The sequence below is a fragment of the uncultured Bacteroides sp. genome (assembly GCF_958445495.1).
Lineage (GTDB): Bacteria > Bacteroidota > Bacteroidia > Bacteroidales > Bacteroidaceae > Bacteroides.
The window spans coordinates 48,706-71,339 of sequence record NZ_CAUCSQ010000005.1; the positions used below are offsets into that span (position 1 = coordinate 48,706).

Here is a 22,634-nt window from a genome sequence, read left to right on the forward strand (position 1 = left end):
CATAAAGAGAGAATAAAAACTAACATCTGCAAAAATGATGCAAGATTCTATCGGTTTTCTATTAAATTTAACAAACTTTCATAAAGCGGGTTACGTTTCAAAAGCTCCGGCACACCCGTTATAAACATCTGCTTCCTCGCACGGGTCAATGCCACATTCAGTTTGCGGTCAATCAGAACCCCTTCCTCTTCCGTCAGATTCGACAGAAATTTCAGTTGGTAAGGATAATTCACACAAAAAGAATAGATAATCACATCACGCTCACTGCCTTGGAAACGTTCTACGGTATCAATGAGAATCCGGTTAAGCGCAGGGATACCCAACGCTTCTATCTCTCTCTTTATCAATGCTATCTGGCTTCGGTAGGGAGTGATGATTCCCAAAGTACGGGCATCGTCAAAATCCGCCCGCCGGTTCTCGTAAACCCCGGCGGCGATACGGGCGGCGATGCGGGCCTCCGAATGGTTGACCTTTGCCGACGTTCCCGCCGTCTCCGGGCTGGAAGGATAAAAAGCCAGACGACAGACATCACCGGCCCCTTCCAACTGGTGAGGCAACCCGACCGGAACCAGACGCCCCCCATAAAAGGCGCGGTTGGCGAACAATGCCACTTCCGGATGCATGCGCCCCTGACGACAAAGCATATCGTACGAACGACGGGCGGAACACGGAAAAGCGGAAGAAGCGGCGGTACAACTCCGGTAAAGACGTTCGAACAAAGAATCCCTCAGATTAGTCAAACCGATAGCTGACAACGCCTCGTCACGGACGGCCGACTGCTCCGCACTCTGCAGAACGACAGCCGGAAGCTGCTTATGGTCGCCGATAAGGATAAACCTGCCAACCGCATTCCCGCCGTCTTCCCCACGGGCGCAAAGAATACCTAACAATTGCGGTTCCAATATCTGAGTAGCCTCGTCAATGATAGCCACATCAAAATGTTTCATGCGGAACAGCTCCGGCTTGCCTGAAATGGCGGCTACCGTTCCCACAATGATACGGCAGTTGCGGATACGCTCGTACACCTCCGTACGGCGGGTACAGGCAGCCAGCTCATTCTCTATCAGATGGCTCCGGTAAGCTTCGTCACACGACAGCTCATTCCCTATCCGGATGAAACCGACGGAAGGGCGAATTGAAACCAGCGCCTTGCAAATCTCGTCCACCGCCCGGTTGGTGTACGAAAGCAAAAGTATCTGAACTCCCTCCTCCGCATGGAAAGTCTCCACCATCTTCTTCAAAGCACAGGATGTCTTGCCGGTCCCCGGAGGACCTACCAACAGAAAATAATCCTTCGCCGCCTTCGCCTTCAATGCCACACGGGCAAAATCGTCCGTCGTCCGGGCAATGGCAGCATCCATCGATTCGTCAAATTCCGGAGGACGCCGGCAAAGCAACAGGTGGCGCCGTTCCTGCGTGGCGCACAGAAAAGCATACAACCCCTGATACATGAAACGGAAAGTCGTGTCCATCATATCATGCTCTATCGCATAAAGGCTATCGGAAGGCAAGACAGACGGATTCTGCTGGGTGGCGCGCAGTCGGACGCCCACCTCACCGTCCGTCAGATATTCGATGCTTCCCTTGAACACCATCTTGTTAGTCACATTGTCCGTGTCCGCATTTCGTTCATAAAGGACAACCGCATCCCCTTGGCGGAAGTTGGGAAGATGAACCGCCCCGTCCCGTTTCTCTTTTGCGGGCAATGCCAGAGTAAGGCATGCTCTGTACTCGTCGGCGGCACGGTTGTCCTTAATCCTCAAACCGTAGATAATCTCTCCCGCCTCGCATTTCTCCGCCAAAGTGGAAAGCCATAAAGAAGCGGCTCCCGTGCGTCCCTCGTAATCTATGTCCCCGGACTTGGACGTATATAACTCCTTTGTTATAAAATTATACAACGCATAAAAATATTTCTTCTCCAAAGCGGAAAGTTCTTTCAACTTCGACTGGAAACCATCAATGGAAGGACGCAGGTAAACTTCCCAGAAACGCCCTTTCAATCCCCGTTCATTCAAAACAGCGGAATGAATCTGTCCCAGCTTCTGCTCCGTATATTCCAGGCTATTCCGCAACTGGACGCCGTATTCTTCGGCGACAATCCGGTTGCGCAGGTCGATTGCCCGCCTCACCATCGCCCAGGAAGGACGGGAAGGATAAAGAAGCGGATAACGGGTATAAAGCAAATAAGCCTTCACCTTCCGGTGGTCCATCCCCATCGAATATTGCAACACAGCCTGATAAAGCAACATCTGTACCTTATTGTTCTCCTTCGGCTCCACCTTGCCGCGAATGGCATACTCATCCGCCTTGCCCGACTTCATCTCTATAAAAGACGTCATGTCACGCTGCATATAGTCAAGACGTCCCTGCAACCCCAACGCCTCACAAACGTAGGAAGGCTCCAACACGGCGTCCGTCTTGTCCAACCCGTAGCCGGGCGCACGGAAAGTATCGTTGACCGTCTCGCGGATATGTTCAAAATGAAGCTTGCAATCATCAAAAAACTGCCGTTCTTTCTCCCGGTCGCGCAAATCCGGACAAGCGGCCAGTTCAATAGGATAACGCCTGAAAGCCTTCTGCATGCAGGCACGGTAGTCAATATCCCCATTCCGGGCGTGAATCCACTCATCCAGGAAAAGGTTGGCAATATTTCCCAACAACAGGGGACGTGCGTTCTCTATGGGCTGGAGCCGGGAGAGGAAATAATTGCCCGGATGATGCCCGTAATCGCGGAAACACTCCGCAAGAGAACTGATATCGACAAGGTAGTCCGGTTCGAGAACGATAAAAGAAGGAGTCAGTATCCCGTCCCCGTCTATCGCGACATCCAGCAAATTGACCTGGGCATACCGCCAAAGCAGCCGGCACGTCCCGTCAAACTCGTCATTGACTTGCGGGACATGGTAACGGACAAGATACGGCTTGTCCGACACCTCGTCCGAAGGCGTCACATACAAATATTGTTCGTCCGCATATTGGAAACACACCCGCATCCGCCGCACACGCTCGCGGGCGGGAGGAGCGGCCAGATAAGTAGCGTCCGCACGCGGAAGCAAACGGTATAACTCCTGCGGAACATCCTCCCCGAAAAGCCTTCGGACCAAAAAAGCCAGTGTTTTTGCATCCCGCAAGAGATGTTCGCGGGTCGGCTCCTCCTGACGGTTCAGGATAGCGTTTGAAGTCAGCCGGAATGTGTGCAGCCGGTTCTGCTCGCTGACAGAAAGCCCTATCTTGGCCGCCACAAAACTAATCCGGGCGGAAAGATCGGTCATTTGCAAGCTCTCATTGTGCAAGTGAAGGCGGCAAAGCCTCTCCAGCAAATCCCTCATCTGTTTGTATCCGGCTGCCAGATTCCGGTCGTCTGTCCGGCAGGCAGCCAAAAGGATTTCATACGATTCTCTTCCTTCGTTTTCCATACGGCAAAGGTACATGATAAATCTCAAACCTCCTGCCTGCGGGCTCCTCAATTATCCGATGAGACTTCCGTCTCTTCCGGCAATTCCTCCTTCTTCTTGTCCTTTATCATCAGGATGCTCATCTCATACAGCAGGTAGAGCGGAATAGCGACCACGCTCAGGGTAAACGGGTCACCGGTCGGCGTGATAACGGCGGCGGCTATCACAATGACGACAAACGCATGGCGGCGGTATTTCCGCAAGAAAGACTTATTGACTATCCCCAGCAAAGAAAGCAGCCATGTCACCAGCGGAAGTTCAAAAGCCAGACCCATGCAGAGAATCAACATCATAAAATTGTCGATGTACGAATTGAGGGAAAGAACATTCTCCACCTCCGAGCTCAACTGATAGGTAGACAAGAAACGGAGCGTCAGCGGATAAACCATGAAATAGCCCAGCAAGACCCCGATAAAGAACATGAAAGTACCCACCGTCAACGCCTTTTTCACCCCCTTGCGCTCATTCGGATAAAGGGCGGGGTTGATGAAACGCCATACCTCAAAGAACAGATAGGGTATGGCCGTCACCACCGACAGCATGAATGCCGTTGACATATGGATAAAGAAAGGGGCAGCCAGATTTATATTAACCAGCTTTACGTAAAATTCCTGCGTAAAAAAGTCATCGGTCAGCTCCAACCTCCGCCCGATGTACCGTAATAAATCGTAGAATATAAAATCATTGTGGCACGGCGCCAGTATCACATGATCGAAAAGATAGGGCATAGCGATGAAATAGCCTATCGCCAGTACAAACCACACCCCAATCACCCGAAAAAGTACCTTACGCAATTCGTCCAAATGATCCCAAAAGGTCATTTCCGCCATCCGTACTTCCTTTACTTAGCTGAATCTGCCGGTTTGTCTATGTCCTCTTTGACTTTGTTCATTTCTTCTTTCGCTTCGTTCACTCCATCCTTGAAGCTTTTCACTCCCTTGCCCAGGCCGCGCATCAGTTCGGGAATTTTCTTTCCGCCGAAAAGAAGCAGGATAACCAAAGCAATAATAATCCATTCAGAGCCGCTAGGCAAGAAACTCAATAATAATAAGTTCGTCATAAGTCAATCGATTTCAGAGTTTTTCTATTAGTTTGCGGCAAAGATAACATTTTCGCCACAGATTCCGCAAGCTAGTCCCGTTTTTTTAGAAACTAATCCTGATAATACACCCGTTTCACCCGTGCGGAAACACTAGTCAACACCTCATAAGGAATGGTGTCCAGCTTGTCGGAAAGCACCGTAATCGGTAGGTCGTCACCGAAAATGACAGCCTGGTCGCCCTCGCGGCAGTCGATGTCCGTCACATCAATCATACAGACATCCATACAGATGTTACCTACATAAGGAGCTTTTTTCCCGTTCACCAGACAATAGGCGTTCCCCCGTCCCAGATGGCGGTTCAGCCCGTCCGCATATCCGATGGGAATGGCGGCGATGCGCGAAGGACGTGTCAGGCGCCCCATCCGGCTATACCCCACCGTATCTTCTCCGGGCACGTCGCGAATCTGGAGAATCGTCGTTTTCAGAGTACTCACATTATGAATAATCGAGTTGTCTATCGGGTTCACGCCGTAAAGCCCGATTCCCAGACGCACCATGTCGAACTGAGCTCCGGGAAAACGCTCGATGCCCGCCGTGTTGCAGATATGGCGCAATATCTTATGGGAGAAAGCCGCCTGCAACTCCTGGGAACCCTTTTCAAACAACTCAATCTGCCGGCGGGTGAAAGCATCGAACCGGGGCGAGTCGCTTCCCGCGAAATGAGAGAATACCGAACGCGCGATTACCGCATTCTGATTTTTCAGGCGATGAACCAGTGCAGGCACTTCATCCACGCTAAAGCCCAGACGGTGCATCCCCGTATCCAGTTTCACATGAATCGGGAAATGAGTGATTCCTTCCTTCTCCGCCGCTTTAATCAAAGCGTCGAGCAGGTGGAAATTATAGACTTCCGGCTCCAGCTTATAGTCAAACATCGTCTTGAAAGCCGTAAGCTCCGGGTCTACGATAATTATGGAAGAAGTAATGCCCGCCTTGCGCAGTTCGGAACCCTCGTCGGCAACCGCTACCGCCAGATAATCCACATGATGTTCCTGCAGCGTCTTGGCAATCTCGTACGAACCCGCCCCATAAGCGGACGCCTTCACCATGCAGACGATTTTCGTCTCCGGACGGCGAAGCAAGGCACGGTAACGGTTCAGATTCTCCACCATCGCTCTGAGATTCACCTCCAGAATCGTTTCATGCACCTTCAACTCCAATCTTTCGGACACCCGGTCGAAGTTAAACACCCGCGCCCCCTTTATCAGGATTACCTCCGAATGGAGAGATTTCAATAACCCCGACGACAAAAGCGCCTCCGTGGTAGGAAAGAAATGGCGTTCCAGCGAATCGTCAAAACGCGCCGAGCAAGAAGAAATCTCGGCCCCCACTCCAATCAGCCTGTCGATTCCACGGCTTTGTACAAGTTGTGCCACCCGGCGATACAATGTAGCAGTGCTCTGCCCCGTCTCCAGAATATCCGACAGAATCAGCGTCCGCTTCAACCCCTTCTTTTCCGAACGGCGCACCAGAAAATCGAGTGCAATGTCCAACGACGCCAAATCCGAATTATAACTGTCGTTAATCAGCACGCAGCCGTTCTTTCCCTCTTTCACCTCCAGACGCATGGCAATCGGTTCGAGACGCGCCATCCGTTCCGTTATCTGGTCGGCGGGAGTCATCAAATAGAGGCACGCCGCCAGGCAGTTCAGCGCATTCTCGACAGACGCATCGTCGATAAACGGGATGCAGAAAGTATTGTCCATGTCCAGATAACGATAAGAAATAACCGTATGGTCCTCCTTCTTCGTCACCCGGCTTATGTACAGCGGACGTTCAATATCGGTACGGCTCCAGGCAATCTCCCTCGCCGTCAGCATGGATTTCGCCACACAATTGCTGATAAGCTCATTGTCACCGTTATAAATCACCACATCGCAATCTTTAAAAAGAGTCAGCTTCTCCATGCACTTTTCCTGCAACGAGAAGAAGTTCTCCTGATGAGCGCCGCCGATATTGGTCAGGATACCGATAGAAGGCTGAATCATCCGTTTCAAAGCCCCCATCTCGCCCATTTCGGAAATGCCGGCCTCGAAGATGCCCAATTCCGCCTCCTCATCCAGTTGCCACACGGACAGGGGTACGCCAATCTGGGAATTATAGCTGCGGGGCGAACGGACGATACGGCGGTCGGGACTCAAGAGTTGGTGCAGCCACTCCTTCACGATGGTCTTCCCGTTGCTGCCCGTGATGCCGATGACCGGAATCCGGAACTTCTCCCGATGGATTTCCGCCAGCTTCTGCAACGCTTTCAAGGGATTGGGAACAATGAGGAAATTGACGTCCGGCAATCCGCCTCCCGGAACCGGACAGACATCGTCATACCCGGCGGATTTACCGGCGTCCATCTTGTTAAAGTCTTCTTCGCTCACCACAAAGTTACGCACTCCCCGGTCATACAAATCGGGAATATAACGGGCGCCGCTGTTCCGTCTGGTAGCCAGAGCGAAGAAAAGAGTCTCTTCCGGAAAACTCAACGAGCGGCTGTCTGTCAGCAGCCAGTGGATTGTAGCTTCACATTCTCCCACACGGCGGGCGCCGATACATTCGGCTATGGATTCAATCGTATATGACATAGTTCTGTTTCTTTTTGGAAATCTAAGTACGGGTATTTTCCGATAAGTCGTTCTATTTTTAACACAATTTGTCCTAAAAAGCGTTGATATGCTTCTGATTCGGGATGGAAAGGCTTATGCTCCAATCCCTTTCGGATATCTTCCGTTTCCGCTATAATCCCTTTGGTTTCAGGAGTAAAGAAAGTTTCCGAAAAACACTCCCACAGATAACGGACCGCCGGGAGGGACGGATGCAGCATGTCGTCCGCATAAAAACGGTAATCACGCAATTCGTCAAGCAGAATCTCGTAAGAAGGGAAATAGAAAACCCGCTCCGGAAACAACCGCCTCAACCGGTCGATTGCCAGCAACAGAGTCGCCTTGCTCAACTGGTTGGCATGCATCCCGTCGCGGATATGCCGGATAGGGCTCACCGTAAACAAGACTTTCAGATTCGGGTTACGCGCCGTCATGTCCGCCAGCAACGAAGCATACTCATCCGTAATCTCATCCACCGTCAGCAGGCGGCGGTTGAAATTGTTCTCCGGCAGCTTGTGGCAATTAGCCACCACCCTCCCCGTCTCTTTCTGCTCATAGACATAAGCGGTTCCGAAAGTCAGCATCAGCCAGTCCAACCGGTGCACCTCCTCGCCGGCACGCTGCAAACGCCGGTTTATATTCCGGACGGCTTCCTCCGCCTCAGGAGCGGAAAACGAGCCGTGGTGCATCGGGCTGTGCCAATACCCCCCGTAAGCGAACAAATCGTTTTCCCGGTACACCTTCCCCTTCCATATCTCAAGCAAAGCCGCCGAGACGGAAAAAGGATTATAAAGAATACCGAAAGGATTCACGTCAACCCTGAACTTGCTCTCAGCCAGCAGCATTCCCATATTTCCGGCAAAACAAGACCCCATCAGCAGTATCCGCTCCGCATGGGTAACGGGCGGCAAATCCGCGGGCAATTCAACCCTCGTCCGGAACTCCATATAACTCCTCTCTTTACCGATTCCTTTTTTCACAGGTTTATTCCTCCCTTTTTCACTAGGCAAAAGTACAACAAAGATGTGTATTCCATTCCATCCGCCTCCACGGAAATAAGAAATTATAAGAAAAAGTAAGCCGGATACGCATTCTTTTCGTATTTTTGCGCTAAATTTCCTAGAATCATGAATAATGAACCGACATATAACTTGCTAAACGCTATCGATTATCCCGAAGATTTGCGAAAACTGAACGTAGAGCAACTGCCGGAAGTATGCGATGAATTAAGGCAAGACATTATCAAGGAGCTTTGCTGCAATCCGGGACATTTTGCCGCGAGTTTGGGGACAGTGGAATTGACCGTGGCTTTACATTATGTCTACAATACGCCTTATGACCGCATCGTTTGGGACGTGGGACACCAGGCATACGGACACAAAATCCTTACGGGACGGCGCGACGCATTTTCCACCAACCGGAAACTGGGAGGAATCCGTCCTTTCCCGTCGCCGGAAGAAAGCGAATACGACACATTCACCAGCGGCCACGCTTCCAACTCGATTTCCGCCGCTCTGGGCATGGCTGTGGCAGCCGCGCGGAAAGGAGAGTCCGGCCGGCACGTGATAGCAGTCATCGGCGACGGTTCAATGAGCGGCGGGCTCGCCTTCGAAGGGCTGAACAACTCTTCCGCCACCCCCAACAACCTGCTCATCATCCTAAACGACAACGATATGTCCATCGACCGCAGCGTCGGCGGCATGAAACAATACCTTTTCAACCTTACGACCTCAAACCGCTACAACCGGTTACGGTTCAAGACCTCGCGGATATTGTTCAAGCTCGGCATCCTGAACGAAGAACGGCGTAAGGCGCTCATACGCTTCGGCAACAGCCTGAAATCGATGGCCGCCCAGCAACAGAACATCTTCGAAGGGATGAACATCCGCTACTTCGGCCCCATCGACGGTCACGACGTGAAGAACCTCGCAAGGGTGCTGCGCGACATCAAAGACCTGCAAGGCCCCAAAATCCTGCACCTGCATACGGTAAAGGGGAAAGGGTTCGCCCCGGCGGAAAAACACGCCACCGAATGGCACGCGCCCGGCAAATTCAATCCAATCACCGGAGAACGGTTTATCGACAATACCGAAGGGAAACCTCCCCTCTTTCAAGACGTCTTCGGAAACACGCTCTTGGAACTGGCGGAAGCCAATCCCCGAATCGTGGGTGTCACCCCTGCCATGCCCAGCGGCTGCTCCATGAACATACTGATGGCGAAAATGCCCGAACGGGCTTTCGACGTAGGCATTGCCGAAGGGCACGCCGTCACTTTCTCCGGCGGTATGGCGAAAGAAGGCTTACAGCCCTTTTGCAACATCTATTCGTCGTTCATGCAACGGGCATACGACAACATCATCCATGACGTAGCGATTCAAAACCTGCCCGTCGTCCTCTGCCTCGACCGCGCCGGACTGGTCGGCGAAGACGGACCCACTCACCACGGCGTTTTCGATATGGCTTACCTGCGCCCGATACCGAACCTGACAATTGCCTCACCGATGGACGAACACGAACTGCGGCGGCTGATGTACACCGCGCAGCTTCCGGACAAAGGCCCGTTTGCCATACGCTACCCCAGAGGCCGGGGAACACGGGTAGACTGGGAATGCCCGCTTGAAGAAATCCCCGTAGGAAAAGGCAGGAAGCTGAAAGACGGGAAAGACGTGGCGGTCGTCAGCATAGGCCCCATCGGCAACAAAGCCGCTACCGCCATCGCCCGCGCCGAAGCCGAATCCGGCGGAAGCATCGCACATTACGATTTACGGTTCCTCAAACCGCTGGATGAAGAACTGCTTCATGAGATAGGGCGCAAATTCCGCCGTATCGTCACTCTGGAAGACGGCTCCGTCCGGGGAGGAATGGGAAGCGCCGTACTCGAATTCATGGCAGACCATGAATATGCTCCGGCAGTGAAACGCATCGGAGTCCCGGATAAATTCGTGCAACACGGCACAATCGAACAACTATACCAGCTCTGCGGAATGGACGAAGAGGGCATAGTCAAAGAATTAGTAAAGCAATGCACACTTCAGTTAACCATGAGCGGAGTTAAAGAATTAACCAACTGAAAATGAAGATTATTATTGCAGGGGCCGGCAACGTAGGCACCCATTTGGCTAAATTACTGTCCAGGGAAAGGCAGGACATCATTCTGATGGACGATGACGAAGAGAAACTGACCGCCCTCAGTTCCAATTTCGACCTGCTCACGGTCACCGCTTCCCCTTCCTCCATTTCCGGGTTGAAAGAAGCGGGTGTAAAGGAAGCAGACCTGTTCGTCGCCGTCACTCCCGACGAGAGCCGGAACATGACCGCCTGTATGCTGGCTACCAATCTGGGAGCCAAGAAAACAGTGGCACGCATCGACAACTACGAATACCTCCTGCCCAAAAATAAAGAATTCTTCCAGAAGCTGGGCGTGCATTCGCTGATTTATCCGGAAATGCTTGCCGCCAAAGAAATCGTATCTTCCATGCGCATGAGCTGGGTACGCCAATGGTGGGAGTTCTGCGGAGGAGCCCTCATCCTCATCGGGACCAAAATGCGCGAGAAGGCGGAAATCCTGAACATACCGCTATACGAGCTGGGCGGACCGGACATCCCCTATCACGTAGTAGCCATCAAACGCGGCACGGAGACGATTATCCCGCGCGGCGACGACGTTATCAAGCTGCATGACATCGTTTATTTCACCACTACCCGCAAATACATCCCCTACATCCGGAAAATCGCCGGCAAGGAAGACTACGCCGACGTACGCAACGTAATGATTATGGGAGGCAGCCGCATCGCCGTCCGCACCGCGCAGTACGTGCCGGACTACATGCAGGTGAAAATCGTGGACAACGACATCAACCGCTGTAACCGCCTGTCCGAATTACTGGACGACAGGACGATGATAATTAATGGAGACGGCCGTGACATGGACCTGCTCATCGAAGAAGGACTCAAGAATACGGAAGCTTTCGTCGCCCTGACCGGGAACTCCGAGACAAACATCCTCGCCTGCCTCGCGGCAAAACGCATGGGAGTGGAAAAGACAGTGGCAGAAGTAGAGAACATCGACTATATCGGCATGGCGGAAAGCCTCGATATCGGAACCGTCATCAACAAAAAGATGATTGCCGCCAGCCACATCTACCAGATGATGCTGGACGCCGACGTATCCAACGTGAAATGCCTGACGTTCGCCAATGCCGACGTGGCAGAATTCACCGTGCCGGCGGGAGCGAAGATAACCAAACACTTCATCAAGGATTTGGGGCTTCCCAAAGGAACTACCATCGGAGGAATGATTCGCAACGGCGAAGGAGTGCTGGTGACCGGCGACACCCTGATACAACCGGGCGACCACGTAGTCGTATTCTGCCTAAGCATGATGATAAAGAAGATTGAAAAATTCTTTAACTAAATCATAAAACACGCCTATGCTCAACCCGAAAATGATATACCGCATCATCGGATTTCTGCTCCTGATAGAAACAGCCATGTTGTTATGTTGCGGAACCGTCTCTTTCTTTTATCAAGAAAACGATTTGCGGAGTTTCCTGATTTCATCCGCCATCACCGCGGGAGTAGGCATCCTGATGCTCGCTGCCGGCAAAGGCGCGGAAAAATCGTTGAACCGCCGGGACGGATATGTCATTGTCAGCGCGGCATGGATTGCATTCTCCTTTTTCGGAATGCTACCTTATTATATAGGAGGATACATCCCGAACATCGCCGACGCCTTCTTCGAGACGATGTCCGGATTCAGCAGCACGGGAGCCACCATTCTGAACAATATAGAATCCATGCCCCACGGAATCCTTTTCTGGCGGTCAATGACGCAATGGATAGGAGGCTTGGGAATCGTATTCTTCACAATCGCCGTCCTTCCGATTTTCGGTATGGGAGGCATCCAGGTATTTGCAGCCGAAGCCAGCGGGCCTACCCACGACAAAGTGCATCCTCGCATAGGCGTCACCGCCAAATGGATTTGGGGAATCTACGCCGGCATGACGGGAACCCTGATTGTATTGCTGACATTGGGCGGCATGAGTGTGTTCGACAGCGTTTGCCACGCCTTTGCCACCACCGGCACAGGAGGCTTCTCGACCAAGCAGGCGAGCATCGAATATTACCATTCCCCTTACATCGACTACGTAATATCGATTTTCATGTTTCTTTCCGGAATCAACTTCACCCTTCTCCTGCTGATGTTTAAAGGAAAAATAAAGAAATTCATCCATGACGCTGAACTGAGATTCTATTTCATCTGCGTATCCTTCTTTACCTTGTTCATCACCGCCTGGCTTTATCAGACTACGCCGATGGGAATCGAAGAAGCGTTCCGGAAATCGCTGTTCCAGGTCATTTCACTGCAAACCTCCACCGGCTTTTCCACGACGGACTACATGCTCTGGCCCTCCATCCTCTGGGGCTGCCTGGTCGTAGTGATGCTGATAGGCGCCTGTGCAGGCAGCACGACGGGCGGCATCAAGTGTATCCGTATGGTAATCCTTTTCAAAGCGGCGAAAAACGAGTTCAAACACATCCTGCATCCCAATGCCGTATTGCCGGTACGGGTGAACAAGCAGGTCATCGCCCCTTCCGTCCAGTCCACCGTACTGGCGTTCACATTCCTGTATGCCGTCATCGCCATCATAAGTATCCTTGTCATGATGGGATTGGGAGTCGGTTTTCTCGAATCGGTCGGGACAGTCGTCTCAAGCATGGGCAATATGGGACCCGGACTCGGAACGTGCGGCCCCGCTTACTCGTGGAGTGCATTGCCCGACGCTGCCAAATGGCTGCTTTCTTTCCTGATGCTCCTCGGACGTCTGGAATTATTCACGGTCTTGTTGCTGTTCAGCTCCGACTTCTGGAAGAAAAACTGACAGAAAGAAATTCGGATGCCAACGGCGGGATTCCAAAAAACAACGGCAAACATTCCATATAGAATCAAACAGAGTGCTAAAAAAACCTTTTTTGCTACTCTGACTTTGCAAAAAGTATAAATATTAATCCTATATTTGCAGCCGTTAAAGGAAAAAGATGAAACAAAGCTTAAAATTCGGACTTTTCGCGGTACTGACTTTGCTGATATATTGTGTCAACAATGACATAATAAGCGACATTTGCAAAGTTTCCTCCCCGACTTATCGGCAGGAGATATGCTGCATATCCCAAGACCGTCCGGTCCAGAATGCGATAGAGCGTCTTTACCATCTTTATTCCACCCACTCCTTCTACATGAGCCATACGGACGTGGCAAATGTTCCGGCAGAGAAAAGCGTCCTGTTACTAATCGCCTCCTTCTGCGAACATTACAAGTCTCCAAGTCCTCCGCATTCTTCTTCCCTTCACCCTCCTAAATTTCTCAACGACCCCGTCACCTATTATATATACGGTTTAAGAAAGATTGTCATTTAGACAAGCCGGGGATATTTTTCAAATCGATTTGTTTCAGGCAATCCGTCTTTTCTCCGGTGGGTGAAAGACCTATTGCACATATCTATATAATATTCAATCTAAACAGCTATTGGATTATGAATTTTACATTTTTAGTTGTTGTTTTACTGACAGCGCTCGCTTTTGTCGGTGTAGTGATAGCTCTATCACGCGCTATCTCGCCCCGTTCGTACAATGTACAAAAGTTTGAAGCCTACGAATGCGGCATACCGACACGCGGCAAATCATGGATGCAGTTCCGTGTGGGTTACTACCTGTTTGCCATCCTGTTCCTGATGTTCGACGTTGAAACAGCCCTCCTGTTTCCGTGGGCAGTAGTCATGCACGATATGGGACCGCAAGGACTGGTCAGCGTCCTCTTTTTCTTTATCATTTTAGTTCTGGGCCTCGCTTATGCCTGGAGGAAAGGAGCTTTGGAATGGAAATAACCAAAAAGCCGAAAATAAAATCAATTCCCTATGAGGAGTTCATTGACAATGAATCATTGGAAAAGCTGGTTAAGGAACTCAATGCCGGAGGAGCCAACGTGCTCGTGGGAGTCCTTGACGACTTTATCGACTGGGGGCGCAGCAATTCACTGTGGCCGCTCACCTTTGCAACCAGTTGTTGCGGTATCGAATTCATGGCGTTGGGCGCCGCCCGTTACGACATGGCCCGTTTCGGGTTTGAAGTAGCGCGTGCCAGTCCGCGCCAGGCCGACATGATAATGGTATGCGGAACAATCACGAACAAGATGGCGCCGGTATTGAAGCGTCTGTACGACCAGATGCCCGACCCGAAATACGTGATAGCCGTAGGCGGATGCGCCGTCAGCGGAGGCCCCTTCAAGAAGTCCTACCACGTAGTGAACGGAGTAGACAAGATTCTTCCGGTAGATGTATATATCCCCGGATGCCCGCCCCGCCCCGAAGCCTTCTATTACGGCATGATGCAGTTGCAACGCAAAGTCAAGATAGAGAAATTCTTCGGCGGAGTGAACAGAAAAGAGAAAAAACCGGATTATGTAAAAAATGAAGAATGAGTGAGAAAGAAAGAATCAACACGCTGCCGTAAGACACAGCCGATTCCCGACACAACATTCTTAATTTAACAGGATTTATGCAAGAAATACAATTTATAGCCCCTGCAGCGTTACACGACGAGATGCTGCGCTTGCGAAATGAAAAGCAGATGGACTTCCTCGAAAGCCTCACCGGCATGGACTGGGGAGAGGCAAGCGAGAAAGACGCCCCGGAAAAACTTCGCGGCCTAGGCGTAGTCTATCATCTGGAATCTACCGTTACGGGTGAACGGATAGCAGTCAGAACAGCCACCGCCGACCGTGAACAACCGGAAATACCGTCTGTAAGCGATATATGGAAAATAGCCAACTTCTACGAACGTGAAGTATTCGACTTCTACGGCATCACTTTCATCGGCCATCCCGACATGCGCCGCCTCTACCTGCGCAACGACTGGACAGGCTATCCGATGCGAAAAGACAACAACCCGGAAAAGGACAACCCGCTCAACATGACGAATGAAGAGACGGTAGACACGACCGAGAAAATTGAACTGAATCCCGACGGAAGCATCAAAGACAAAGAGAACAAGCTTTTCGGCGATGAGGAATACGTAGTCAATATCGGGCCGCAACACCCCGCCACACACGGCGTCATGCGGTTCCGCGTATCCCTGGAAGGCGAAACGATACATAAACTGGACGCCAATTGCGGATACATCCACCGGGGCATCGAAAAGATGAACGAAAGCCTCACCTACCCGCAAACACTGGCGCTGACCGACCGCCTCGACTATCTGGGCGCACACCAAAACCGCCATGCGCTGTGCATGTGCATTGAAAAGGCGATGGGTATCGAAGTAAGCCAGCGTGTGGAGTACATCCGCACCATCATGGACGAGCTGCAACGCATCGACTCCCACCTGCTCTTCTACTCCTGCCTGGCTATGGACTTGGGAGCGCTGACCGCCTTCTTCTACGGATTCCGCGACCGCGAGAAAATCCTCGACATCTTTGAGGAAACCTGCGGCGGGCGCCTGATTATGAACTACAACACAATCGGCGGCGTGCAGGCGGACATCCATCCGAACTTCGCCAGACGGGTGAAAGAGTTCATCCCCTACCTGCGGGGAATCATCCACGAATACCACGACATATTCACAGGCAACATCATCGCCCAGAAACGTATGAAAGGCGTCGGCGTACTGAGCCGCGAAGATGCCATCTCCTTCGGCTGCACCGGAGGCACGGGACGCGCCTCAGGCTGGGCGTGCGACGTACGCAAACGGATGCCCTACGGCGTGTATGACAAAGTAGACTTCAAAGAAATCCTCTATACGGAAGGCGACTGCTTTGCCCGCTACCTGGTACGTATGGACGAAATCATGGAAAGCCTGAACATCATCGAGCAACTAATAGACAACATCCCCGAAGGACCGTATCAGGAAAAGACGAAACCGATTATCCGGGTTCCGGAAGGCAGCTACTACGCCGCCGTAGAAGGAAGCCGCGGCGAGTTCGGCGTTTTCCTCGAAAGCCAAGGCGACAAGACGCCCTACCGCCTGCACTACCGTTCCACAGGCTTACCGCTCGTAGCGGCCATCGACACCATTTGCCGGGGAGCCAAGATAGCCGACTTAATCGCTATCGGCGGAACCATCGATTACGTAGTTCCGGATATTGACAGATAAGTATTAATTATTAGGTCTAAAATAGATATATGTTCGACTTTAGTATAGTAACAAACTGGATACATGAGCTGCTCCTTTCCGTCATGCCGGAAGGACTGGCCGTCTTTATAGAATGTGTGGCAGTCGGTGTGTGCATCGTCGCGCTGTATGCCGTCCTGGCTATCATACTGATTTACATGGAACGCAAGGTCTGCGGTTTCTTCCAGTGCCGCCTCGGCCCGAACCGCGTGGGCAAATGGGGTTCCATCCAAGTGCTCTGCGACGTGCTCAAAATGATGACGAAGGAAATCTTCATGCCGAAAGGCGCCGACCGTTTCCTCTACAACCTGGCCCCGTTCATGGTGATTATCGCCTCGTTCCTCACCTTCGCCTGTATCCCCTTCAACAAGGGAGCGGAGATTCTGAACTTCAACGTAGGCGTCTTCTTCCTGCTCGCCGCCTCCAGCATCGGAGTGGTAGGCATCCTGCTTGCCGGCTGGGGAAGCAACAATAAGTTCTCCCTAATCGGCGCCATGCGAAGCGGCGCGCAAATCATCAGTTACGAGCTGTCCGTGGGAATGAGCATCATGACGATGGTCGTGCTGACAGGAACCATGCAGTTCTCCGAAATCGTGGAAGGGCAAGCCGACGGATGGTTTATCTTCAAAGGCCACATCCCCGCCGTGATTGCCTTCATCATCTACCTGATTGCCGGAAATGCCGAATGTAACCGCGGCCCGTTCGACCTTCCCGAAGCGGAAAGCGAGCTGACCGCCGGATACCACACCGAATACTCCGGTATGGGTTTCGGCTTCTTCTACCTGGCGGAATACCTCAACCTGTTCATCGTGGCAAGCGTGGCCGCCACCGTCTTCCTGGGCGGATGGATGCCGTTCCACATCGCCGGGCTGGACGGGTTCAACGCCGTAATGGATTACATTCCCGGATTCATCTGGTTCTTCGGCAAAGCGTTCTTCGTCGTATTCCTGCTGATGTGGATTAAGTGGACGTTCCCCCGCCTGCGCATCGACCAGATTCTGAATCTGGAATGGAAATATCTGGTTCCTATTTCTATGGTAAACTTATTGTTAATGGCATGTTGCGTCGCTTTCGGTTTCCACTTTTAAGCTGCCCGGCGCCGTACAGAGTTTTCCTCCGGAACAAATAATAGATTAGATTATGGAATATAAAGATAAGAAATATACGTACTTAGGTGGTCTGGTGCACGGCATCAGCACACTGGCAACGGGCATGAAAACCAGTATCAAGGTGTACTTCCGCAAGAAAGTGACCGAGCAGTATCCCGAAAACCGGAAAGAGCTGAAAATGTTCGACCGGTTCCGCGGCACGCTGAGCATGCCCCACAATGAGAACAACGAACATCGCTGCGTGGCCTGCGGCCTGTGCCAGATGGCGTGCCCGAACGACACAATCAAAGTGACCAGCGAAACCGTCGAGACGGAAGACGGCAAGAAAAAGAAAATCCTGGCGCGATATGAATACGACCTGGGTTCCTGCATGTTCTGCCAACTCTGCGTCAACGCTTGCCCGCACGACGCCATCACGTTCGACCAGAATTTCGAACATGCGGTTTTCGACAGGAGCAAACTTGTCTTGAAACTGAACCGCGACGGTAGTAAAGTAATAGAAAAGAAAAAAGAAGTTTAGATATGGGATTAACACTTGAAACAGTAGTTTTCTACTTTTTGGCAGCATTCATCATTGCCATGTCCGTCATGACGGTAACGACCCAACGTATCGTACGCTCCGCCACCTACCTGCTCTTCGTGCTTTTCGGCACGGCGGGTATCTACTTCCTGCTGGGCTATACTTTCCTGGGGTCTGTTCAAATCATGGTTTATGCCGGCGGCATCGTCGTTCTTTACGTGTTTTCCATCCTGCTGACCAGCGGAGAGGGCGACCGCGCCGAGAAACTGAAACGAAGCAGGTTCCTCGCAGGGCTCCTGACCACCATCGCCGGCGCGGCAATCATCCTGTTTATCACCTTGAAGCACAATTTCCTGCAAGCAGGCAGTGTCAGCACGCAGGAGACAAGCATCCACGCCATCGGACGCGCTTTGCTGAGCAGTGACAAATACGGTTACATATTGCCCTTCGAAGCCGTCAGCATTTTGTTGCTGGCCTGCATCATCGGCGGTATCATCATCGCGCGGAAGAGGTAAACAACGTATTAACTATCAAAAACAGAGTTCGAATATGATACACATGGAATATTACCTGGTAGTTTCTACCATCATGATGTTTGCGGGAATCTACGGGTTCTTTACCCGCCGGAACACACTGGCTATCCTGATTTCCGTAGAGTTAATGCTGAATGCCACGGACATCAACTTCGCCGTGTTCAACCGTTTTCTCTTTCCGGAAGGGACGGAAGGCTATTTCTTCGCCTTGTTTTCCATCGCCATCTCGGCTGCGGAGACGGCAATAGCCATCGCCATAATGATTAATATCTACCGCAATCTACGAAGTATCCAGGTGCGCAACCTGGACGAGTTGAAGTGGTGATTCGCCCCCGCCGGCATAAAGCGGCTCCCGGTAAAACGGAAAAGACGCACGGACTTGCGGACCCCGGCCGGATACATTCTGCAGGCTGCCGGGAAAACGACAGTTCCAATGTATTGAAACCGGAGACCCATGCTAGAGAAACCGGAGTTTCATACTGTAGAAACTAAAGTTTTCATGCTGTAGAAACTAAAGTTTCATGCTGCAGAAACCAGAGTTCCATGCTGCAGAAACCAAAGTTTCACGCTGTAGAAACTAAAGTTTCATGCTGTAGAAACTAGAGTTCCACCTGATGGAAGCAAATGTTCCATACCGGTGAAACGATGCAGGAAGCCGTAACATGGCGACGGGACAAAGCTGCAAAGACTCAAAATAACGAATATAATAACCCAAGTAATTAAAATAAACCGTATGGAACTAACAATTCTGATACTCCTTCTTCCTTTCTTCTCCTTTCTCGTACTGGGAATCGGAGGGAAATGGATGTCCCACCGGACAGCGGGCGCAATCGGTACGCTGGTACTGGGAGCGGTAACGGTGCTATCCTACGTTACAGCTTTCCAATATTTCTCCGCGCCACGGCTGGAAGACGGCACATTCGCCACACTGATACCTTATAATTTCACGTGGCTTCCTTTCACAGAGACCTTACATTTTGATTTGGGCATCCTGCTCGACCCGATATCGGTAATGATGCTAATCGTTATCTCCACCGTGTCGCTGATGGTGCATATCTACTCCTTCGGCTACATGAAAGGAGAGGTCGGTTTCCAACGTTACTACGCCTTCCTGTCACTGTTCACCATGTCCATGCTGGGACTGGTGGTGGCAACCAACATTTTCCAGATGTACCTCTTCTGGGAGCTGGTGGGCGTAAGTTCTTATTTATTAATCGGATTCTACTACACCAAACCCGCCGCAATCTCGGCTTCCAAGAAAGCGTTCATCGTCACCCGTTTCGCCGACTTGGGTTTCCTAATCGGTATCCTGATTTACGGGTATTACGGCGGTACATTCGGCTTCACTCCGGACACGGTGTCGCTGGTGAGCGGCGGAGCTGCCATGCTTCCGTTAGCACTCGGACTGATGTTCGTGGGCGGAGCGGGCAAGAGCGCGATGTTCCCGCTGCACATCTGGCTGCCCGACGCAATGGAAGGCCCGACACCGGTCAGCGCCCTGATTCACGCCGCCACGATGGTGGTTGCAGGAGTTTACCTGGTAGCGCGCATGTTCCCGCTCTTCATCGCTTATGCGCCGGACACGCTGCACCTGGTAGCCTGGGTGGGCGCGTTCACCGCTTTCTATGCAGCGAGCGTAGCCTGCGTACAGTCGGACATCAAGCGCGTGCTGGCTTTCTCCACGATTTCGCAAATCGGCTTCATGATGGTGGCTTTGGGAGTCTGCACTTCCACAGACCCGCACGAAGGCGGCCTGGGATACATGGCGTCTATGTTCCACCTGTTCACGCACGCCATGTTCAAAGCCTTGCTGTTCCTCGGCGCCGGAAGCATCATCCATGCGGTACACTCCAACGAGATGTCTGCTATGGGAGGATTGCGCAAATACATGCCTGTCACTCACTGGACGTTCCTGATTGCCTGCCTTGCCATCGCGGGTATCCCCCCGTTCTCCGGATTCTTCTCCAAAGACGAGATTCTGGCGGCATGTTTCCAGTACAGTCCCGTCATGGGCTGGGTAATGACGGTAATCGCCGCTATGACCGCTTTCTATATGTTCCGCCTTTATTACGGCATCTTCTGGGGAAAGGAAAACAAGGAGTTGCACGCTCACCATACACCGCATGAAAGCCCGCTGGCCATGACATTCCCGCTGATGTTCCTGGCGGCTGTCACCTGCGGGGCCGGATTCATCCCGTTCGGGCACTTCATCAGTTCCAACGGCGAGTCTTATTCCATCCACCTCGACCCATCGGTCGCTGTCACCAGTGTCGTCATTGCAATGGTCTCCATCGCAATCGCCACATGGATATACAAGAATGCCAAGCAACCGGTTGCGGACGCGCTCGCCAAACGGTTCAAAGGCTTGTGGACGGCTGCCTACCACCGTTTCTACATCGACGAGATATACCAGTTCATCACTCATAAGATTATCTTCCGCTGCATCTCCACTCCCATCGCATGGTGGGACCGCCATGTGGTAGACGGGTTCTTCGACTTTCTGGCATGGGCGACCAATACCACAAGCGACGAAATCCGCGGCTTGCAAAGCGGGCAGGTACAGCAATACGCCTATGTATTCCTGTGCGGCGCACTGGTACTTATCCTGCTGCTGGTTCTCTAGTTCATCTATTATCAATCATAATTCATAAACCATAAACATGAATTTTCTATCAATATTCGTACTAATCCCCTTACTGATGCTCGCCGGACTCTGGGCGGCACGGGGAATCAAAGCGATTCGAGGGGTGATGGTTACCGGCGCATCGGCACTTCTGGTTGCCTCCGTCGTCCTGACCTTTTTGTACTTGGGAGAACGTAGTGCCGGAAACACGGCAGAAATGTTATTCCGCGCAGATGCGGTCTGGTATGCCCCGCTCCACATCTCTTATTCGGTAGGTGTAGACGGCATCTCGGTAGCCATGCTGTTACTGTCCGCTATCATCGTATTTACGGGGACGTTCGCCTCATGGCGCCTGCAACCCCTGACTAAAGAATATTTCCTCTGGTTCACGCTGCTTTCGATGGGGGTATTCGGGTTCTTCATCTCTATCGACCTGTTCACCATGTTCATGTTCTACGAAATAGCGCTGATACCGATGTACCTGTTAATCGGCGTATGGGGTTCGGGACGCAAGGAATATGCCGCCATGAAACTGACGCTGATGCTGATGGGCGGTTCCGCCTTCCTGCTAATCGGTATTCTGGGAATTTATTTCGGCGCGGGGGCGACAACGATGAATGTGCTTGAAATCGCACAGTTGCACAACATTCCTTTCGCGCAGCAATGCATCTGGTTCCCGCTGACGTTTATCGGGTTCGGCGTGCTGGGCGCGCTCTTCCCGTTCCATACATGGAGCCCCGACGGCCACGCTTCCGCCCCGACGGCAGTGTCCATGCTTCATGCGGGCGTACTGATGAAGCTGGGAGGTTACGGCTGTTTCCGCATCGCCATGTACCTGATGCCGGAAGCCGCCAACGAGCTTTCGTGGATATTCCTGATACTGACGGGCATCTCCGTTGTGTACGGCGCGTTCTCCGCCTGCGTGCAGACTGACTTGAAATATATCAACGCCTATTCTTCCGTATCCCACTGCGGGCTGGTTCTTTTCGCTATCCTGATGCTGAACCAGACTGCCGCCACCGGAGCTATCCTCCAGATGCTCTCGCACGGGCTGATGACGGCTTTGTTCTTCGCCCTTATCGGTATGATTTACGGACGGACGCACACCCGCGATGTCCGGGAGTTGTCCGGACTGATGAAGGTTATGCCGTTCCTCAGCGTATGCTATGTGATTGCCGGCCTTGCCAACCTCGGACTGCCGGGGCTCAGCGGTTTCATCGCGGAAATGACTATCTTCGTGGGTTCTTTCCAGGATAACGACGTGTTCCACCGCACGCTGACTATCATCGCCTGCTCGTCCATCGTGATTACCGCGGTTTATATCCTGCGTCTGGTAGGCAAGATTCTGTACGGGACCTGCACCAACAAGCATCATCTCGAACTGACCGACGCTACGTGGGACGAACGGGTGGCGGTCATCTGCCTCATCGCCTGCGTGGCAGGACTGGGTATGGCTCCTTTCTGGGTGAGCCGGATGATTGGCGAGAGCGTGCTTCCCGTAGTCACGCAACTGCTTCCGTAACCGACACAATT

General features: G+C 52.0%; 18 protein-coding genes. 13 read left to right on the forward strand and 5 right to left on the reverse strand.

The features are described 5' to 3' along the window. Positions 1-47: 47 nt before the first annotated feature. The 5 genes from Q5076_RS03040 to Q5076_RS03060 form a co-directional block, all read right to left on the reverse strand. The gene (locus Q5076_RS03040; protein WP_303010757.1) at positions 48-3,416 is read right to left on the reverse strand and encodes an AAA domain-containing protein; all 3,369 of its coding nucleotides are present in this window, start codon (positions 3,414-3,416) and stop codon (positions 48-50) included. A gap of 47 nt (positions 3,417-3,463) precedes the next feature. Further along, entirely contained in the window at positions 3,464-4,285 is an 822-nt protein-coding gene (gene tatC / locus Q5076_RS03045; protein ID WP_303010758.1) for a twin-arginine translocase subunit TatC, read from the reverse strand. An 11-nt stretch (positions 4,286-4,296) separates the two neighbouring features. Further along, positions 4,297-4,515, reverse strand: a complete 219-nt coding sequence (locus Q5076_RS03050) for a twin-arginine translocase TatA/TatE family subunit (RefSeq protein WP_303010759.1) — start codon at positions 4,513-4,515, stop codon at positions 4,297-4,299. A 92-nt stretch (positions 4,516-4,607) separates the two neighbouring features. Beyond that, the gene (locus Q5076_RS03055) at positions 4,608-7,133 is read right to left on the reverse strand and encodes a bifunctional UDP-N-acetylmuramoyl-tripeptide:D-alanyl-D-alanine ligase/alanine racemase (protein WP_303010760.1); all 2,526 of its coding nucleotides are present in this window, start codon (positions 7,131-7,133) and stop codon (positions 4,608-4,610) included. Next, positions 7,109-8,098: a GSCFA domain-containing protein gene (locus tag Q5076_RS03060; RefSeq protein WP_303010818.1), complete on the reverse strand. Its 990-nt coding sequence runs from the start codon at positions 8,096-8,098 to the stop codon at positions 7,109-7,111. Before Q5076_RS03060 ends, Q5076_RS03055 begins: the two co-directional genes overlap by 25 nt. A gap of 180 nt (positions 8,099-8,278) precedes the next feature. Between Q5076_RS03060 and dxs the strand changes: the two genes are divergently transcribed. The 13 genes from dxs (at position 8,279) to Q5076_RS03125 (ending at position 22,623) form a co-directional block, all read left to right on the forward strand. Further along, a complete protein-coding gene (dxs, locus tag Q5076_RS03065; protein WP_303010761.1) occupies positions 8,279-10,222 on the forward strand; it encodes a 1-deoxy-D-xylulose-5-phosphate synthase in 1,944 nt (647 codons plus the stop codon). Positions 10,223-10,224: 2 nt separating this feature from the next. Beyond that, on the forward strand, positions 10,225-11,565 hold the full coding sequence (gene trkA, locus Q5076_RS03070; protein ID WP_303010762.1) for a Trk system potassium transporter TrkA: 1,341 nt from the start codon (positions 10,225-10,227) through the stop codon (positions 11,563-11,565). Positions 11,566-11,581: 16 nt separating this feature from the next. Then, a complete protein-coding gene (locus Q5076_RS03075) occupies positions 11,582-13,033 on the forward strand; it encodes a TrkH family potassium uptake protein (protein WP_303010763.1) in 1,452 nt (483 codons plus the stop codon). A gap of 157 nt (positions 13,034-13,190) precedes the next feature. After that, positions 13,191-13,568 carry a hypothetical protein gene (locus Q5076_RS03080; RefSeq protein ID WP_303010764.1) on the forward strand — a complete coding sequence of 126 codons (378 nt, stop codon included), beginning with the start codon at positions 13,191-13,193 and terminating at the stop codon, positions 13,566-13,568. A gap of 116 nt (positions 13,569-13,684) precedes the next feature. After that, positions 13,685-14,035: an NADH-quinone oxidoreductase subunit A gene (locus Q5076_RS03085; protein WP_303010765.1), complete on the forward strand. Its 351-nt coding sequence runs from the start codon at positions 13,685-13,687 to the stop codon at positions 14,033-14,035. Beyond that, positions 14,026-14,628, forward strand: a complete 603-nt coding sequence (locus tag Q5076_RS03090; protein ID WP_303010766.1) for an NADH-quinone oxidoreductase subunit B — start codon at positions 14,026-14,028, stop codon at positions 14,626-14,628. Before Q5076_RS03085 ends, Q5076_RS03090 begins: the two co-directional genes overlap by 10 nt. Positions 14,629-14,705: 77 nt before the next feature. Next, on the forward strand, positions 14,706-16,298 hold the full coding sequence (locus tag Q5076_RS03095; protein WP_303010767.1) for an NADH-quinone oxidoreductase subunit D: 1,593 nt from the start codon (positions 14,706-14,708) through the stop codon (positions 16,296-16,298). 29 nt (positions 16,299-16,327) lie between these two features. Next, positions 16,328-17,404 (forward strand): NADH-quinone oxidoreductase subunit NuoH, encoded by a 1,077-nt coding sequence (nuoH, locus tag Q5076_RS03100; RefSeq protein ID WP_303010768.1) that lies wholly within the window; start codon positions 16,328-16,330, stop codon positions 17,402-17,404. 52 nt (positions 17,405-17,456) lie between these two features. Beyond that, positions 17,457-17,945 carry a 4Fe-4S binding protein gene (locus Q5076_RS03105; protein ID WP_303010769.1) on the forward strand — a complete coding sequence of 163 codons (489 nt, stop codon included), beginning with the start codon at positions 17,457-17,459 and terminating at the stop codon, positions 17,943-17,945. 2 nt (positions 17,946-17,947) lie between these two features. Beyond that, positions 17,948-18,460, forward strand: a complete 513-nt coding sequence (locus Q5076_RS03110) for an NADH-quinone oxidoreductase subunit J (RefSeq protein ID WP_303010770.1) — start codon at positions 17,948-17,950, stop codon at positions 18,458-18,460. 34 nt (positions 18,461-18,494) lie between these two features. Further along, the gene (gene nuoK / locus Q5076_RS03115) at positions 18,495-18,803 is read left to right on the forward strand and encodes an NADH-quinone oxidoreductase subunit NuoK (RefSeq protein ID WP_303010771.1); all 309 of its coding nucleotides are present in this window, start codon (positions 18,495-18,497) and stop codon (positions 18,801-18,803) included. Between the two features lie 408 nt (positions 18,804-19,211). Further along, positions 19,212-21,101, forward strand: coding sequence for an NADH-quinone oxidoreductase subunit L (gene nuoL, locus Q5076_RS03120; RefSeq protein ID WP_303010772.1), 1,890 nt, complete (start codon positions 19,212-19,214; stop codon positions 21,099-21,101). 37 nt (positions 21,102-21,138) lie between these two features. Further along, positions 21,139-22,623: a NuoM family protein gene (locus Q5076_RS03125; RefSeq protein ID WP_303010773.1), complete on the forward strand. Its 1,485-nt coding sequence runs from the start codon at positions 21,139-21,141 to the stop codon at positions 22,621-22,623. The last annotated feature ends 11 nt before the right edge of the window (positions 22,624-22,634 follow it).